15 protein-coding genes are annotated in these 14,582 nt (G+C 59.8%); 3 read left to right on the top strand and 12 right to left on the bottom strand.

Going from position 1 to position 14,582, the window contains the following annotated elements; all coding sequences use genetic code 11:
* Positions 1-84 precede the first annotated feature (84 nt).
* The 4 genes from HMPREF9237_RS05375 to glgA form a co-directional block, all read right to left on the bottom strand.
* A complete protein-coding gene (locus HMPREF9237_RS05375; RefSeq protein WP_016442718.1) occupies positions 85-1,176 on the bottom strand; it encodes an SPFH domain-containing protein in 1,092 nt (363 codons plus the stop codon).
* A gap of 64 nt (positions 1,177-1,240) precedes the next feature.
* On the bottom strand, positions 1,241-1,663 hold the full coding sequence (locus HMPREF9237_RS05370) for an NfeD family protein (RefSeq protein ID WP_016442717.1): 423 nt from the start codon (positions 1,661-1,663) through the stop codon (positions 1,241-1,243).
* Positions 1,664-1,779: 116 nt separating this feature from the next.
* Positions 1,780-2,565 carry an ABC transporter ATP-binding protein gene (locus HMPREF9237_RS05365; protein ID WP_016442716.1) on the bottom strand — a complete coding sequence of 262 codons (786 nt, stop codon included), beginning with the start codon at positions 2,563-2,565 and terminating at the stop codon, positions 1,780-1,782.
* A gap of 35 nt (positions 2,566-2,600) precedes the next feature.
* Positions 2,601-3,848, bottom strand: coding sequence for a glycogen synthase (gene glgA / locus HMPREF9237_RS05360; protein ID WP_016442715.1), 1,248 nt, complete (start codon positions 3,846-3,848; stop codon positions 2,601-2,603).
* Between the two features lie 199 nt (positions 3,849-4,047).
* Here glgA and glgC point away from each other — a divergent pair, with 199 nt between their 5' ends.
* Positions 4,048-5,298 (top strand): glucose-1-phosphate adenylyltransferase, encoded by a 1,251-nt coding sequence (gene glgC / locus HMPREF9237_RS05355; protein WP_039898855.1) that lies wholly within the window; start codon positions 4,048-4,050, stop codon positions 5,296-5,298.
* Between the two features lie 140 nt (positions 5,299-5,438).
* Here the strand turns inward: glgC and HMPREF9237_RS05350 are convergent, their stop codons facing one another.
* Positions 5,439-7,052, bottom strand: a complete 1,614-nt coding sequence (locus HMPREF9237_RS05350; RefSeq protein ID WP_016442713.1) for an ABC-F family ATP-binding cassette domain-containing protein — start codon at positions 7,050-7,052, stop codon at positions 5,439-5,441.
* Between the two features lie 140 nt (positions 7,053-7,192).
* Here HMPREF9237_RS05350 and HMPREF9237_RS05345 point away from each other — a divergent pair, with 140 nt between their 5' ends.
* Positions 7,193-7,513, top strand: coding sequence for a hypothetical protein (locus HMPREF9237_RS05345; protein WP_039898853.1), 321 nt, complete (start codon positions 7,193-7,195; stop codon positions 7,511-7,513).
* Between the two features lie 55 nt (positions 7,514-7,568).
* Positions 7,569-8,462, top strand: coding sequence for a neutral zinc metallopeptidase (locus HMPREF9237_RS05340; protein ID WP_016442711.1), 894 nt, complete (start codon positions 7,569-7,571; stop codon positions 8,460-8,462).
* A gap of 62 nt (positions 8,463-8,524) precedes the next feature.
* Here the strand turns inward: HMPREF9237_RS05340 and HMPREF9237_RS05335 are convergent, their stop codons facing one another.
* Genes HMPREF9237_RS05335 through sufB form a run of 7 tightly spaced genes read right to left on the bottom strand, consistent with a single transcriptional unit; the run spans position 8,525 to position 14,569 of the window.
* Complete coding sequence (locus tag HMPREF9237_RS05335) at positions 8,525-8,986, bottom strand: metal-sulfur cluster assembly factor (RefSeq protein WP_016442710.1); 462 nt, start codon at positions 8,984-8,986, stop codon at positions 8,525-8,527.
* On the bottom strand, positions 8,983-9,555 hold the full coding sequence (gene sufU, locus HMPREF9237_RS05330) for a Fe-S cluster assembly sulfur transfer protein SufU (RefSeq protein WP_016442709.1): 573 nt from the start codon (positions 9,553-9,555) through the stop codon (positions 8,983-8,985). Before sufU ends, HMPREF9237_RS05335 begins: the two co-directional genes overlap by 4 nt.
* Before the next feature lie 4 nt (positions 9,556-9,559).
* Positions 9,560-10,831, bottom strand: a complete 1,272-nt coding sequence (locus tag HMPREF9237_RS05325; protein ID WP_016442708.1) for a SufS family cysteine desulfurase — start codon at positions 10,829-10,831, stop codon at positions 9,560-9,562.
* Positions 10,832-11,593 carry a Fe-S cluster assembly ATPase SufC gene (gene sufC / locus HMPREF9237_RS05320; RefSeq protein ID WP_016442707.1) on the bottom strand — a complete coding sequence of 254 codons (762 nt, stop codon included), beginning with the start codon at positions 11,591-11,593 and terminating at the stop codon, positions 10,832-10,834. It abuts the gene before it with no gap.
* On the bottom strand, positions 11,593-11,940 hold the full coding sequence (locus tag HMPREF9237_RS05315; protein ID WP_016442706.1) for a Rieske (2Fe-2S) protein: 348 nt from the start codon (positions 11,938-11,940) through the stop codon (positions 11,593-11,595). The genes sufC and HMPREF9237_RS05315 overlap by 1 nt, the downstream gene beginning before the upstream one ends.
* On the bottom strand, positions 11,937-13,118 hold the full coding sequence (gene sufD, locus HMPREF9237_RS05310) for a Fe-S cluster assembly protein SufD (RefSeq protein WP_016442705.1): 1,182 nt from the start codon (positions 13,116-13,118) through the stop codon (positions 11,937-11,939). The genes HMPREF9237_RS05315 and sufD overlap by 4 nt, the downstream gene beginning before the upstream one ends.
* Positions 13,118-14,569: a Fe-S cluster assembly protein SufB gene (gene sufB / locus HMPREF9237_RS05305; RefSeq protein WP_016442704.1), complete on the bottom strand. Its 1,452-nt coding sequence runs from the start codon at positions 14,567-14,569 to the stop codon at positions 13,118-13,120. Before sufB ends, sufD begins: the two co-directional genes overlap by 1 nt.
* Between the last annotated feature and the right edge of the window lie 13 nt (positions 14,570-14,582).

The following is a 14,582-nucleotide window of genomic DNA, read 5'->3' as shown; positions in this document are numbered from 1 at the left end:
GCGCGTTGTGCACAGGGTCAGCCCCGGTCATTTATCGTTATTCAAGCTCCGCGACTCCACACGCCGGTGAGCCTTCTTTTTCGCTTAGTTCTTCGGGATCTGGGTGGGATCGGAAACGGAACCGCGCGCATCGTCAACAGCGCGATTAGCTTCTCCGCGCGCATCTGCCAGCGCCGAATCAATATCGGGGAGGGTTGTTTCCTTGAGAACATCCGCTACATCGGCCGCGTTCTCGAAATCGACCCCGGTGGGCCCTGTCGGGCCGGGTTCGTCTCCCCCGCTGCTACGGCCGCCGCCGAAACCCTTCTGCACCGCATCGAGCGCGGCGGTGAGCTCGGTAGGAACAATCCACAGCTTCGAAGACTGCGAATTAGCGATCTGCGGCAGCGTCTTGATGTATTCGTAAGAGAGCAGCTTCGGATCAGCATTGCCCTTGTGGATAGCGTCGAAGACTTGGAGGATAGCGCGGGACTCACCCTGAGCCTTGAGAACAGTGGCCTGAGCTTGACCTTCGGCCTTGAGAATAGCGGATTGTTTTTCACCTTCAGCGGTAAGAATCTGGGATTGCTTAATGCCTTCCGCGGTGAGAATCGCGGCGCGGCGGTCACGTTCCGCCTTCATCTGCTGCTCCATCGCACCCTGGACCGTGGCCGGCGGATCAATCGCCTTCAATTCCACGCGCGAGACACGAATGCCCCAACGCCCGGTCGCATCATCAAGTACGCTGCGGAGCTGATCATTAATACGGTCACGACCGGTGAGGGCCTGTTCCATATCCATCGTGCCGATGATATTACGCAAGGTGGTGACGGCCAGCTGCTCAATACCCGTCATCGGGTCGGCAATTTCGTAAGTTGCGGAATAAGCGTTCGTCACCTGGTAGTAGATAACCGTATCAATGGAGACGTTGATGTTATCGGAGGTAATAACCGGCTGAGGCGGGAAAGGCACCACCTGCTCACGCATATCGATGCGTTGGCGGACCGCGTCGAAGAACGGCACCAAGAAGTGCAGCCCCGGTTGCAGCACGGAGTGGTAGCGCCCCAGGCGTTCCACCACTACCTGGTAGCCTTGCTGCACCTTGATGACGGAACGGAACACCGCCACCACCACAAGGAGAAGGAGTAAGAGCAGGAGCACGCCAATAATCGTGCTCGCGTTGAGATCAACATCCATGATTGTTCCTTTGTGCCGCTAGGCGGCCTCGGTGACTTTTCGGTGATACGTGAGTAGATACAATTTACGATTCTGGTGTCACGATTGCGGTAGCACCGTCAATTGCTTGTACAAGTACGACGCCGCCCTCCGGGATGCGCCCCGCAGCGGTCCGCGCACTCCATTCATCTCCGCCAATTTTCACGCGCCCGCTGCGCTCGTTAATTTCCGTGAGCGCGTATGCCCGCCGACCCACCTGCGCTTCCACATTGCCGACGGCAGCTCCGCGCGGATTGACGTGACGGCGCGCCCAGGGGCGCGCGAAAAGCAAGAGAATAAGAGCGAAAACCCCGTAGGCCACAATCTGAATCCACAGAATCTCTGTTCCCAGGGCCACACCCGCGGTAGCCAGGGCAGATAGTCCCAGCATAAGGAAAGTGAAATCGAGGGTAAACATCTCAACAATTGCGAGTGCCAACCCGGCTATGACCCAAATTTGCCACGTCATTGTTCTCCCTTTCCTGAGAGTTCCGTACCGCCGGTTCTCCGACTCCGGGCCTCTTCGTCCTCTGGTGCCATGCTACCGGACGCACTGTGCCTCGGATATACCGAGCGCCCGATCCCTTAGCGGGCAGCGCGCGCGGTATACCGACCCGCGTTTTCCTCCACCTGCAGCGGGTAATCAAAAGTATCCGAGAGGCGCGCGGAGGTTAAAACCTCCGCTAGCGGCCCGGCCGCCACAACATTGCCCGCTTTAAGAAGCAGCATATGGGTAAATCCGACCGGGATTTCCTCCACGTGGTGGGTGACCAGAAGCATGGCCGGGGCGTATACTTCCCCGGCCAGCCGCGACAGGGTAGCCAGCAGGCGTTCGCGCCCGCCCAGATCCAGGCCCGAGGTTGGTTCATCCAAAATGAGGACTTCCGGATTGGGCATGAGGGCCCGCGCAATCCCTAAGCGTTTACGTTCCCCGGAGGATAGGTGCGTGACCTTGCGTTCCTCAAGGTCACGCAAACCGAGCCGGCGCAACATGGCACGGGCGCGGGCGTCATCTGCGGCGTCGTACTCTTCATTCCACGCGGCTAGGTGCCCATACGCAGCGCTGCGCACCGCCTGGAAAACCGTTTCCCCACCGGGAATACGATCATCAATCCCGGCCGAGGTTACGCCCACGGCGCTGCGCAGCTCCCGCACGTCCACCGTGCCGAGGCGTTCGCCCATGAGCTCTACGCTTCCCGAACTGGGGAAGAGTCGCGCGGCAGCCACCTGTATAAGCGTGGTTTTCCCGGCACCATTCGGCCCGAAAATCACCCAGCGTTCCCCGGAATTAACATCCCAGGATACCGAGCGGAGAATTTCCGTGGCCCCGCGGCGTAGCGTTACATCTTTCAACGACAGCACGTCACCCATGGTTCTAGAATAGCGTGCTGCTGCGACAGGTCGAGTTAGCGCCGCGGATAGTTATCCACGAGTTCACGGTAGAACTCCATAGTTTTTTCGCCAATAGCTTCCCAGGAGAAATGATCTTCCACCCGGCGCCTGCCCGCAGCTCCCATCTGCGCGGCCCGTTCCGGATCGGAGCACACCTCGTTGAGAGCCTCAGCCAGATCTGCCTCGAATTGCTCGGGGTTGAGCGGAGTACCCGTACCGTCCTGGGCTTGTTCGATGGGAACGAGGAGCCCGGTGGCTCCGTGGACAATGCAATCGGGAATTCCCCCGGTTTCGGTGCCGACCACCGGTAACCCCACGGCCATAGCCTCGAGATTGACAATGCCGAGGGGCTCATAAATGGAGGGGGTAACGAAAGTGGTGCAGCATGATTCCAGGGCAACAATACGATCCTGACTGAGCATATCGTCAATCCACACCACGCCTTCGCGTTCGGCCTGCAGCTCGGCCACGAGTGCCTTTGTTTCCTCCAGAATTTCAGGGGTATCGGGAGCCCCGGCACACAGTACCACCTGGATCCCCTTATCTACCTGGCGGAGGGCACGCAGCAGGCCCGGCACCCCCTTCTGACGGGTGATACGCCCGACGAACATAATGGTGGGCCGATCCGGATCCAGACCGTAGCTGGCGAAATACCGGCGGGCATCTTCCTTCTCTGCGGTGGTTTCCGGAGCTTTCCACGCGTTCAAATCAATACCGTTGTGGATCACCCGCACCCGTTCGGGAGCAATATTCGGGTAGCAGCGCAAAATATCGGAACGCATCGCGTGAGATACCGCCACGATTCCGGCCGCGGATTCATACGCGGTCTTTTCCACCCAGGAGCTCAAGTGATAGCCGCCCCCGAGCTGTTCGCGCTTCCACGGGCGCAGCGGTTCGAGCGAGTGAGCCGAAATCACGTGCGGAATTCCGTAAAGAATCGAGGCGATATGCCCGGCGAAATTCGCGTACCAGGTATGGGAGTGCACCAGATCCGCTCCCTCAACATCCGTGACCATCGCGAGATCAACGCCCATGGTACGCACAGCCGCATTAGCCCCCTCGAGTTCCGTGAGGTAGTCATAGCCTTGCAGCGCCACACCCGCGGGAACATCGTTGTTCTCCGCGGGGGCACGCGGACCATCAAAAGCACGCACGTGAATATCAGCGTGCTGGGCGAGAACACGAGAAAGCTCCGTAACGTGAACTCCCGCGCCTCCGTACACATGCGGGGGGTATTCGCGAGTCAGTAAATCAATGCGCATGGCTGCCTCCGGCTTCTTCGCCGCCGTCCGCTTCCCCACGAAGCGAATCATGCGTGCGTACTACCTCAAGGGTATCCCACCGCACGGGGAAACACAGCCGTAGCGCTCATCTATCCACAGCGTGGACCGACGCTCACCTTGTCCACACTCACCTCGAGAGGTGGGTGTTCAACTTCACGTTTTACGGTACGCTGTAGGCATGAGGAGAGATTTACGCGTTCTGGCCATCGTCCTTGCGGGAGGCGAAGGCAAGCGTCTAATGCCGCTCACTGAAGATCGAGCGAAACCCGCGGTTCCTTTCGGGGGCATTTACCGGTTGATCGACTTTGCGTTGAGTAACATCGTGAATTCTGGATACCTCCAGATCATCGTGCTTACCCAGTACAAGTCACATTCGCTGGACCGCCACATTACAAGAACCTGGCGTATGTCCAACCTCTTGGGCAATTATGTGGCCCCGGTTCCCGCCCAGCAGCGGCGCGGTAAGGGTTGGTTCTCCGGAAGTGCGGATGCCATCTATCAGTCCATGAACGTCATCGATGATGAACGGCCCGATGTTGTGCTCGTGACCGGTGCCGACAATATCTACCGCATGGACTTTTCCCAGATGATGGACCAGCACGTGGAATCCGGTTTTGACCTAACCATCGCCGGTATCCGCCAGCCGCTGGAACTGGCACCGTCCTTCGGTGTTATCGATGTGGATGAGGAAAACCACCAAAAGGTTTCCCGGTTCCTAGAAAAACCGCAGGATACAAGCGGTTTGGGCCTGGAAGAAGCCCCGGATCAGTTCCTGGCCTCCATGGGCAATTACATTTTCAATACTGACGCGCTGGTTGAGGCTCTCCAGAATGACGCCGCGGATCCCAGTTCCGCCCATGATATGGGTGGAAGCATTGTTCCGCGTTTCGTGGAGGCCGGTAATTGTGGCGTCTACGATTTCACCTACAACCGCATCCCCGGTGAAGGTGAACGCGATAAGGACTACTGGCGTGACGTGGGTACCATTGACGCCTACTACGCGGCGAATATGGATCTTATTTCCGTTACCCCGGACTTCAACCTGTACAACGAACGCTGGCCGATTCTGACCGGGTACACCGGGTTACCGCCCGCAAAATTCGTGTACGGGCATCACGAACGCCTCGGGCATGCCCTAGATTCCATTGTTTCTCCCGGAGTGATTGTTTCCGGCGGTGAAGTCATCGGATCGGTGCTCTCCCCCGGGGTGCGGGTGAATTCCTGGTCCTCGGTGCGCGAATCGGTCCTGTTGGACGGAGTGAACGTGGGCCGCAACGCCACCGTTATCCGCGCCATCGTAGATAAGAACGTCCAGATTGAAGAAGGCGCGCAACTGGGAGTTAATCACGATTATGATCGCGAACGCGGTTTCTACGTTTCCGAAGGTGGCGTGGTCGTGGTTCCCAAGAATGCGGTGGTGCGCCGCTAAGCACCTAAGTTGCTCAGCGCGTGCCCTGAGCTACTAGCCGCAGGCAGTATCTGTGCCCGGTATTGGTTTCCAGTACCGGGCACAGGCGTACCCCTAGCCATATTTCCCTGCTTTCCACCTCCGCGAGTAACTCCCGCCGCTTAGGCGAGGGAGACCAACTCCAGGTAGTCGTCGTTCCACAAGTCTTCATCTCCGTCCGGGAGGAGAAGCACCCGCTCGGGATCAAGTGCGGTCACGGCACCTTCGTCGTGCGTGACGAGCACGACGGCGCCTTCATATTTACCCAGAGCAGCTAGGATTTTTTCGCGGGATGCCGGATCGAGATTATTCGTCGGTTCGTCTAGCAGTAGCACATTGGCGCGCGAGACCACCAGCATGGCCAGCGCCAAACGAGTCTTTTCACCGCCGGAGAGGACGCGGGCGGGCTTATCGGCGTCGTCACCCGAAAACAAAAACGAACCGAGCACGGTGCGTAAGCCTGTTTCATCGAACTCCGGGGCGACGTAGCGCAAATTATCCACCACAGTTTTATCAGTATCGATAAAATCGTGTTCCTGCGCGTAATATCCCAGCTTGAGGCCGTGGCCGGGGATTACTTCGCCGGTATCCGGTGTTTCCGTTCCGTAAAGCAGCCGCAGCAGCGTGGTTTTACCCGCGCCGTTGAGCCCCAGAACGACGACGCGCGAACCGCGGTCAATCGCCAGATCAACGCCGGTAAACACCTCCAGCGAGCCGTAGGATTTTGACAGGCCCCGGGCCCGCAAGGGGGTTTTTCCGCACGGGGACGGTTCCGGGAAGCGCAGCGCTGCCACTTTGTCATCCGCGCGTTCTTCTTCCAGGCCCTCGAGCAGCTTCTCCGCACGTTTCGCCATATTTTGAGCGGCCACCGCCTTCGTAGCCTTCGCGCGCATCTTATTAGCCTGCGCTAGCAGCTGGTCCGCCTTCTTTTCGGCATTAGCGCGCATCTGCCGGCGCCGGCGTTCATCGGTTTCACGTTGCTTGAGGTAGGCCGACCATCCCATCGCGTACTGGTCAAGAGCTGCCCGGTTGGCATCTAAATGCCACACCGCCGTGACCGTTTCTTCCAGCAAATCCACCGAGTGAGAAATCACCACGAAACCGCCCGAATAATTAGAAAGGTAATCGCGCAGCCACAGGAGAGAATCATGGTCGAGGTGGTTGGTCGGTTCGTCCAGAAGCAGCGTATCTGCCTGGGAGAAGAGCACCCGCGCCAGATCGACGCGGCGGCGCTGCCCACCCGAAAGCGTCCCCAGCGGTTGGTTGAGGACACGCTCATCCAAGCCCAGCGCGGCAGCCATCTGGGAGGCCTGCGCATTGGCGGCCCAGCCCCCGGCCGCGGTGAACTCCTGATCGAGACGCACGTAGCGCTCCATAGCTTTTTGCTGGCGCGCTCCGGTACATTCGGCCATATCCTTTTCCGCTTTGCGGATACGGCGAATCGTGGCGTCGATTCCGCGCGCCTCCAGGATACGATCCCGAGCTATCTGATTCGGATCCCCATCGTGGGTATCTTGCGGGAGGTAGGCAATGGTGCCGCTGCGGTGCAGGGTTCCTTCGTAGTCAACGGCATCAGACGTGGTGCCTTCGCCCGCCAGCAGGCGAGTCATCGTGGTTTTGCCAGCGCCATTGCGCCCCACCAGGCCCACGCGCATACCCTTGTGGACCTGAAAACTAGCGTGCTGGACAAGTTCACGCGTACCGATGCGGATCGTGAGATCAGAAGCCGTAATCACAAGGGCCTACTTTACCGAGAAAACCGCCCGCGGGCCGCATTGCTCATCACTCTAGCGCGCTACGGGTGGACCCGGCCGGCATATGCCGGCACGCCAACGCGCCACTGGTGCGCCTAGCCCGCACGCGCGACAATGGAGAAGTGATAACAGCTTCTTCCGCACCCGAGCCGAATCCCGGCGAACAGCCGGAGAACCACACCACCTATGTGCTGCCCGTGATGATATCCGTCTGCGCGGCAGCCTGCGTATTCCTCGGGCACGGTCGCCTGCTCGTCCAACTCCTCGCCTGGCTCGGCACGGTAGCTGGCCTGGTGCTCACCGCTGTCACCCTCTCGCGCGAACAACGCGCCACTCCCGGACAGCTGCGGTTCCGCAAGGCTGCCGGATGGAGCTTCCTCGCCTGTGTGCTGTGTGTGATCGTGGCCGCGCTGCCCCTCGGGTACGCCATCGCGCAATACTGAAGCGCGGTTGAGGAAACGCGCACGGGGTGCGCACCGGGAGGGTAGGCTCAACGTCATGAGTGTTAACGACGGCGTGCGCCTCGACGGGGCGAGAGTACAACATCGCGGCCGCGGGCGCGGTACCATCATCGGCGGCGGTATGGGCGTGACCGGCATCATTATTGCCCTGGTGTGGTACATAGTTACCGGTACTCCCCCGCCGGCGGCCCTCTCCCAGGGTGGCTCAGCGCAGGGCAGCTCCGCCCAGCAATCCACCACCTCCGATTTTGCGGATAAATGCCGCACCGGGGCGGATGCCAATGCTTCCACCGAGTGTTTCATGGTGGCGATAGCCCAATCACTCGATACGTTTTGGGAGGGTGAACTTCCCCGCTCGGCTCGCACGTCCTATGAACTTCCCGGATTCGCACTCTTTTCTGAGGGAGTGAGCACCGGGTGCGGGAACGCGTCCAGTCAGGTGGGGCCCTTCTACTGCCCCGCCGATAGAACCGTCTACCTCGACACCACTTTCTTCGACGAGCTGGAAACCAGTTTCGGGGCAGAGAACACCACCCTGGTGCAGGCCTATGTGGTTGCCCACGAATTCGGGCATCATATCCAAAACCTCACCGGGGTATTCGAACGTATTAATCCGCGTGATACCGGCCCGGATTCTTCGCAGGTACGTTCGGAGCTGCAAGCTGATTGCTACGCTGGACTCTGGCTGCATCACGCTGCCAGCACGGTGGATCCGGCCAGCGGAATCCCGATTCTGCAAGCCCCCACCCGGGAGCAGCTCGCCAGCGCTATTGATGCCGCGGTCGCGATCGGCGATGACCATATCCAAGAAAGCGCCGGAATGGATGTCAACCCCGAAAAATTCTCTCACGGGTCATCTGCCCAGCGGATGGATGCACTGACAACCGGCTACGAAACAGGCGATTTCAACGCCTGCAATACCTGGCGTTAAAGTAGCGCCGGTAGAGATAACACGGGCGCCCAGAGTTTTCTGGGCGCCCGTGCGTCGTCGTACTAAATATTGAAACCGAGGGCACGCAGGTCATCGCGGCCATCTTCGGTAATGCGTTCCGGGCCCCACGGAGGCAACCACACCCAGTTAATATCCACGTCATCAACAAGATCTTCCGTGGCGATAATAATGCCGTCGGTAATGGCGTCTGTGAGCGGGCAGGCCGGCGAGGTGAGAGTCATATCGAGGTGAAGATGGCGGCCGTTGGTCGTCACGCCATACACGAGGCCAAGATCAACAATATTGACGCCGAGCTCCGGGTCGATAACGTCTTTCATCGCTTCGAGAACGAGATAGGGGTCGACGTCGTCCACCGGGCTATCGCCGTCCGTGTAAATAACTTCGCCGATATGTTCCCCGGCCTCGGTCGGGGGCGGTTGAGGCGTGCTCGTTGTGCTCAACGTTTCCACTACGGGCGCTGTGGCCTCGGGCTCCGGCGGGGTTGTGTCCTTCTTCTCCGTCATTGTTCCGGGGTCTCCTTTGTGTTCTGCGACGTATCTTCCGCGGAGCCACTCTCCTGCCCATCGGAGGTGCCGAGGTGGCGAAGAGCTTCGTCAGTGGCTTCACGGACCGCCATCCAGCCCAGCAGCGCGCATTTGATACGCATGGGGAAACGCGCGACACCGTGGAAAGCGGCGGCATCTTCCAGGGCATCCGCGGCGGCCTCGGGCAGCTCGGCCCCGCGGCTATCCATCATCTCGCGGAAATAGCTGTAGAGCGTGGCGAGATGCTCGATGGACTGCCCGGCAACCAGGTCATTCATAATGGAAATCGAGGCCTGGGAAATAGAACACCCCTGCCCCTGCCACGCCAGCTCGGCGATCTTCTCCCCATCCGGAGACAGGCGCACCTCAAGGGTCACTTCATCCCCGCACATGGGATTGACCTGGGTGGACTCCCCACACGGCCCGGATTGCGCGCCCGCGCCAGCCGCACCCGCGCCGGCCTCCACCGGCGCCAGCTCGCCTTCCCCGTGCCGTTCACGCGCCGCATCGAGAATAATCTGCTGGTAGAGCTCATCAAGTTCGCTCACGTGCCTATCCTTCCGCCCGGAAATAGCCGCGGACCTGGCTCAACGCGTCCAGAAACGCATCGATATCCGAGCTTGTTGTATATATCCCCACCGAGGCGCGCACCGAGGCAGGCACCCCGAAGAAATCGTGAATGGGCTGGGCGCAATGGTGCCCCACCCGCACCGCAATACCGCGCGCATCTAAGAATTGCCCTACGTCATGGGGATGCACACCGGCAACGGTAAAAGCCGCGATCCCGGTACGGCCACCTCCCCCGCGCGGTCCGAGCACCCGGATCCCCGGGATCTGCCCGAGGCCTTCGAGGAGCTGGACCGTGAGCGCGTCTTCATAGCGTGCCACCTTCTCCATGCCGATAGCACTGAGATAATCAACCGCACGCGCAAGGCCCACAATCTGGGTGACCGGTTGGCTTCCCGCCTCAAAACGGGCCGGCGGGCGCGCGTAGCGCGTTTTTTCCATCGTCACCCGTTCGATCATTGAGCCACCAAATTGGTAGGGCGGCAGATCCGCGAGGAGCTCTTCGCGCCCGTAGAGCGCGCCCACACCGGTGGGGCCGTACATTTTGTGCCCCGAAAAAGCAGCGAAATCCACGTCGAGGGCATGCACGTCCACGGGAAGGTGCGGCACCGATTGACAGGCATCCAGAACCGTAAAAGCACCCACCGCGCGGGCAGCTGCCACGATCTGCGCTACCGGAGATACCGCCCCGGTCACATTCGAAACGTGGGTGAAAGCAACGATACGAGTGCGCCGCCCGATAACCCCGAGACTAGCCGGGTCAATTCTTCCTTCGCTATCCAGATCAAGCCACGTGAGTCGGGCGCCGGTACGTTCACACAGCTCTTGCCAAGGCAGCAGATTCGCGTGGTGTTCGGCCCGGGTGACCACAATGTCGTCACCGGCACGCAACAGAAAACGATCCGCATTACCCCATCCGCGTCCCGCCGTGGCATTCGAGATCGCGTAGGCGAGGAGATTGAGGGACTGGGTGCTCCCGCTGGTCCACACGATTTCCTGGGGTGCCGCCCCGATAAAGGCCGCCACTTTCGCGCGGGCTTCTTCGTAAGCCACGGTAGACTCCTCCGCGAGAAGGTGGCTGCCGCGTTTGACCGCTCCGTTGGAGCGCGTATCGAAATCCACCATCGCGTCCAGAACGGCGCGCGGACGCTGCGCCGTCGCCCCAGAATCTAAGTACACGAGGGCCTGGCCGGCGCGCATCGGGCGGGCGAGGATCGGGAAATCTTCCCGCGCCACCAGCGGGCGCACGGCGCTCACCTACTTCGCCTCCGCTTCGATGTAGCTGTCGTAACCGGAAGCTTCCAGTTCGCTGGCCAGATCCGGTCCGCCGGTGCGCACAATCTTGCCGCCGGCGAAAACGTGGACGTAATCGGGTTTGACGTACTGCAAAATTCGGTTGTAGTGGGTGATGAGCAGCAGCGAATTACCGGTGCGTTCATGCACATCGACGATCCCTTCAGAGACCACGCGCAGCGCGTCCACGTCCAGCCCGGAATCCGTTTCATCCAGCACGGCGATCTTGGGTTCCAGTAATTCCATCTGGAGCACTTCGGTGCGTTTCTTCTCCCCACCGGAGAAGCCCACATTGAGATCACGCTTAATGAAATCGGCATCCACGCGCAATTTCTCCGTGACCTTGCGCAATGCCTGGGACCATTCACGCAGTTTCGGAGCTTCTCCATCAATCGCGGTTTTCGCGGTGCGCAAGAAATTCGAGACAGATACCCCCGGCACTTCAACCGGGTACTGCATGGCGAGGAAAAGTCCCTCGCGGGCGCGTTCATCAGCGGTCATATCCGTAATATCTACACCGTCGAGCAGCACCTGGCCGGAGGTGATCTCATAGGAAGGGTGCCCGGCCAGCGCGTACGCCGTGGTCGATTTACCTGAACCGTTCGGGCCCATAATCGCGTGGATCTCATTGTCACCGATATGCAGATTGACGCCGTGCAGGATCGGTTTGGGGCCTTCGGGGGTGATCACCGAGGCGTGCAGATCAATAATATCGAGAGTAGCCATTACTTCTCCTCAGGTCTTGTGTCCACGTCGACAAAAACGCGGCCTTCGTTATCGCAGGTCAAGGGGTAGACGGGCACGGGCGTGACCGCCGGGAGCGTGAGGGCACGCCCGGAACACAGATCGAATTCCGCACCGTGTTTGGGGCATTCGATTGTGGTATCAAAAACTTCGCCGTCACTGAGATTGACGTCTTCATGGGTGCAGATATCGCCCACGGCATGCCAGGTGCCGTGGCAGTCGCGTGCGATGCATACCGGTACGACGGCGCCGTTAGCAGCGCGGACTTCCACGCTCAGGGCGCTTTCCGGCTCGAGATCCGCGGTGGTACACACCTGCTGCCAGCTCATGCATCCTCCCCGTTTCCGGCATCGGCTAAATCGAGTTCCCGTTCGATAGCGTCCATGAGCTTGGTGCGCACCGAATCCACTTCGATCTGCTCCACCAATTCCGCGAAGAAACCGCGCACTACCAGGCGGCGCGCCACATCGGCGGGAATGCCCCGTGCCATGAGGTAGAAGAGTTGTTCATCATCAAAACGGCCCGTTGCTGAGGCATGCCCAGCCCCAGCGATATCTCCGGTGAGAATCTCCAGGTTAGGCACCGAATCGGCCTTGGCTCCCTCGGTGAGTACCAGGTTGCGGTTGAGTTCGTAGGTATCCGTCTGTGCGGCCTGAGCCCGGATGAGCACATCCCCGATCCACACCGAATGCGCCTCATCGCCCTGGAGCGCACCCTTGTAGGTAGCGCGAGATTTGCAGTGCGGGGCCACGTGATCCACGAAAATGCGGTGCTCGTGATGCTGGTGGCTTTCGGTGATATAGGCACCCAGCAGCTCGCTATCGGAACGCTCTCCTTCCAATTCGCACGCGGTGGTCATGCGGATGAGATCCCCGCCGATGGTCACCACGATATGCCGGAATTTTGCGCCTTCTCCCACTCGGATCCGCTGGGCGGAATGTTGGGAAGCACAGCGTTCTTGTTCCTGCACGGAAACAACGGTGAGATCCGCATGCGCACCCACCTCAATTTCCACGGTTTCGGTGAGGTTGCCGCTACCGGTGTGCTCGAGCACTACGGTGCCGCTAGCCTCCGGGGCCGCGGTAATAAGGGTGTGGGCAACGCTCAGCTTTCCTTCCCCGTTGATAATGGCGACGACGTCCGCGTGCTCGCTTCCATCGAGGGTGACGATATGCGCACGCTGAAAAGCGGACCAGGCGAGGGCCGCCGCGCGGTCGTCGGGTTTCCCGACTGTACCTAAGCGCGGATCGCTGCGGTCCACTTCTTCCACACAGGCACCGCCCACGACGGTGGCGGTGACGGTGGCATCTCGCACCCCCTCCACGTCCTTAACGAACGGGGCTACCCGATCCATCGGCGTAAAACGCCAATCTTCTTCCTCTCCGGTTCCGCGCGGAATCGGGAACTCCTCCGGATTAAAGGAGGCGAAGCGATCCGAGCGGTCGGCGTGCGCGGTATGGAATCCTTCATCTGCTAGCACCGCCTGGGAATGATCAGTACTGACCATTAGCCCACACTCCCTTCCATTTGCAGATCAATAAGACGATTGAGTTCGAGTGCGTATTCCATAGGCAGTTCCCGAGCGATGGGCTCTACGAAACCGCGCACGATCATACCCATGGCTTCCTGCTCGGATAGGCCACGTTGCATGAGATAGAAGAGCTGTTCCTCGCTCACCTTCGTCACGGTGGCTTCGTGCCCCATCTCGACGTCGTCCGTGCGTACGTCCACGTACGGGTAGGTATCCGTGCGGGAAATATCGTCTACGAGCAGCGCATCGCAGACCACATTAGATTTCGAGCCACGCGCATCTTCCGAAACCTGCACGAGACCGCGATAGGAGGAGCGCCCGCCCCCGCGCGAAATCGACTTCGAGACAATCGAGGAGGTGGTATTCGGCGCCAGGTGCTGCATTTTCGCGCCGGTATCCTGGTGCTGGCCGGGGCCGGAGAAAGCCGCGGAAAGCGCTTCCCCGTGCGCGTGTTCACCCAGGAGCACACAAGCCGGGTATTTCATATTGAGACGTGAACCGATATTACCGTCCACCCATTCCATCGTGGCCCCCTCCGCTACGGTCGCACGCTGGGTGACGAGGTTGAGCACGTTATTCGACCAATTCTGGATCGTGGTGTAACGGCAGTGGGCGTTCTTTTTCACAATGATTTCTACGATGGCGGCGTGGAGGGAGTCCTCAGAGTAGATCGGGGCGGTACAGCCTTCCACGTAGTGCACGTAGGAGCCTTCATCACAAATAATGAGCGTACGTTCAAACTGCCCCATCGCCTGGGTGTTGATACGGAAGTACGCCTGCAAGGGAATATCCACGTGGACATTCTTCGGGACATAAATGAAAGAGCCACCCGACCATACCGCGGTATTGAGGGATGCGAATTTATTATCGCCGGCCGGAATAACGGTACCGAAGTATTCCCGCACCAGGTCCTCGTGCTCACGCAGTGCGGTATCGGTATCCACGAAAATAACGCCCTGTTCTTCCAAATCCGCGCGAATCGAGTTGTAGACCACCTCGGATTCGTACTGGGCAGCCACCCCGGCTACCAGGCGTTCTTTTTCAGCTTCCGGAATGCCGAGCCGGTCATAGGTGTTTTTGATTTCCGGGGGAAGGTCGTTCCAATCGGTCACCTGACGGTCGGTGGCGCGCACGAAGTATTTGAAGTCATCAAAGTTGATACCGGAAAGATCAGCTCCCCACGTGGGCATGGGGCGTTTCTCAAAAAGGCGCAAAGCGCGCAGGCGCCGTTTGAGCATCCATTCTGGTTCTTCCTTCGCCGCGCTAATCGCGCGCACGACACCTTCATCTAGACCGCGGCGCGCGTGAGCCCCGGCGGTATCGGTATCGTGCCACCCAAATTCATAGGCGCCAGACAGGTTCGCAATAACGTGTTCCTGCTGCGCCACGGCCTCCGCAATTGCTGCCTCGTGCCGTGTTTGTGCCATGTGTTTCCTCCCG

The organism is Actinotignum schaalii FB123-CNA-2 (genome assembly GCF_000411135.1).
GTDB lineage: Bacteria > Actinomycetota > Actinomycetes > Actinomycetales > Actinomycetaceae > Actinotignum > Actinotignum schaalii_A.
This window is presented reverse-complemented; position numbering and strand designations above follow the sequence as displayed.

Coding starts and splice junctions, on each gene's coding strand:
- HMPREF9237_RS05375 (WP_016442718.1), bottom strand. CDS start 1,176: ATGGATGTTGATCTCAACGCGAGCACGATTATTGGCGTGCTCCTGCTC.
- HMPREF9237_RS05370 (WP_016442717.1), bottom strand. CDS start 1,663: ATGACGTGGCAAATTTGGGTCATAGCCGGGTTGGCACTCGCAATTGTT.
- HMPREF9237_RS05365 (WP_016442716.1), bottom strand. CDS start 2,565: ATGGGTGACGTGCTGTCGTTGAAAGATGTAACGCTACGCCGCGGGGCC.
- glgA (WP_016442715.1), bottom strand. CDS start 3,848: ATGCGCATTGATTTACTGACTCGCGAATACCCCCCGCATGTGTACGGA.
- glgC (WP_039898855.1), top strand. CDS start 4,048: ATGAGGAGAGATTTACGCGTTCTGGCCATCGTCCTTGCGGGAGGCGAA.
- HMPREF9237_RS05340 (WP_016442711.1), top strand. CDS start 7,569: ATGAGTGTTAACGACGGCGTGCGCCTCGACGGGGCGAGAGTACAACAT.
- HMPREF9237_RS05335 (WP_016442710.1), bottom strand. CDS start 8,986: ATGACGGAGAAGAAGGACACAACCCCGCCGGAGCCCGAGGCCACAGCG.
- sufC (WP_016442707.1), bottom strand. CDS start 11,593: ATGGCTACTCTCGATATTATTGATCTGCACGCCTCGGTGATCACCCCC.
- HMPREF9237_RS05315 (WP_016442706.1), bottom strand. CDS start 11,940: ATGAGCTGGCAGCAGGTGTGTACCACCGCGGATCTCGAGCCGGAAAGC.
- sufD (WP_016442705.1), bottom strand. CDS start 13,118: ATGGTCAGTACTGATCATTCCCAGGCGGTGCTAGCAGATGAAGGATTC.
- sufB (WP_016442704.1), bottom strand. CDS start 14,569: ATGGCACAAACACGGCACGAGGCAGCAATTGCGGAGGCCGTGGCGCAG.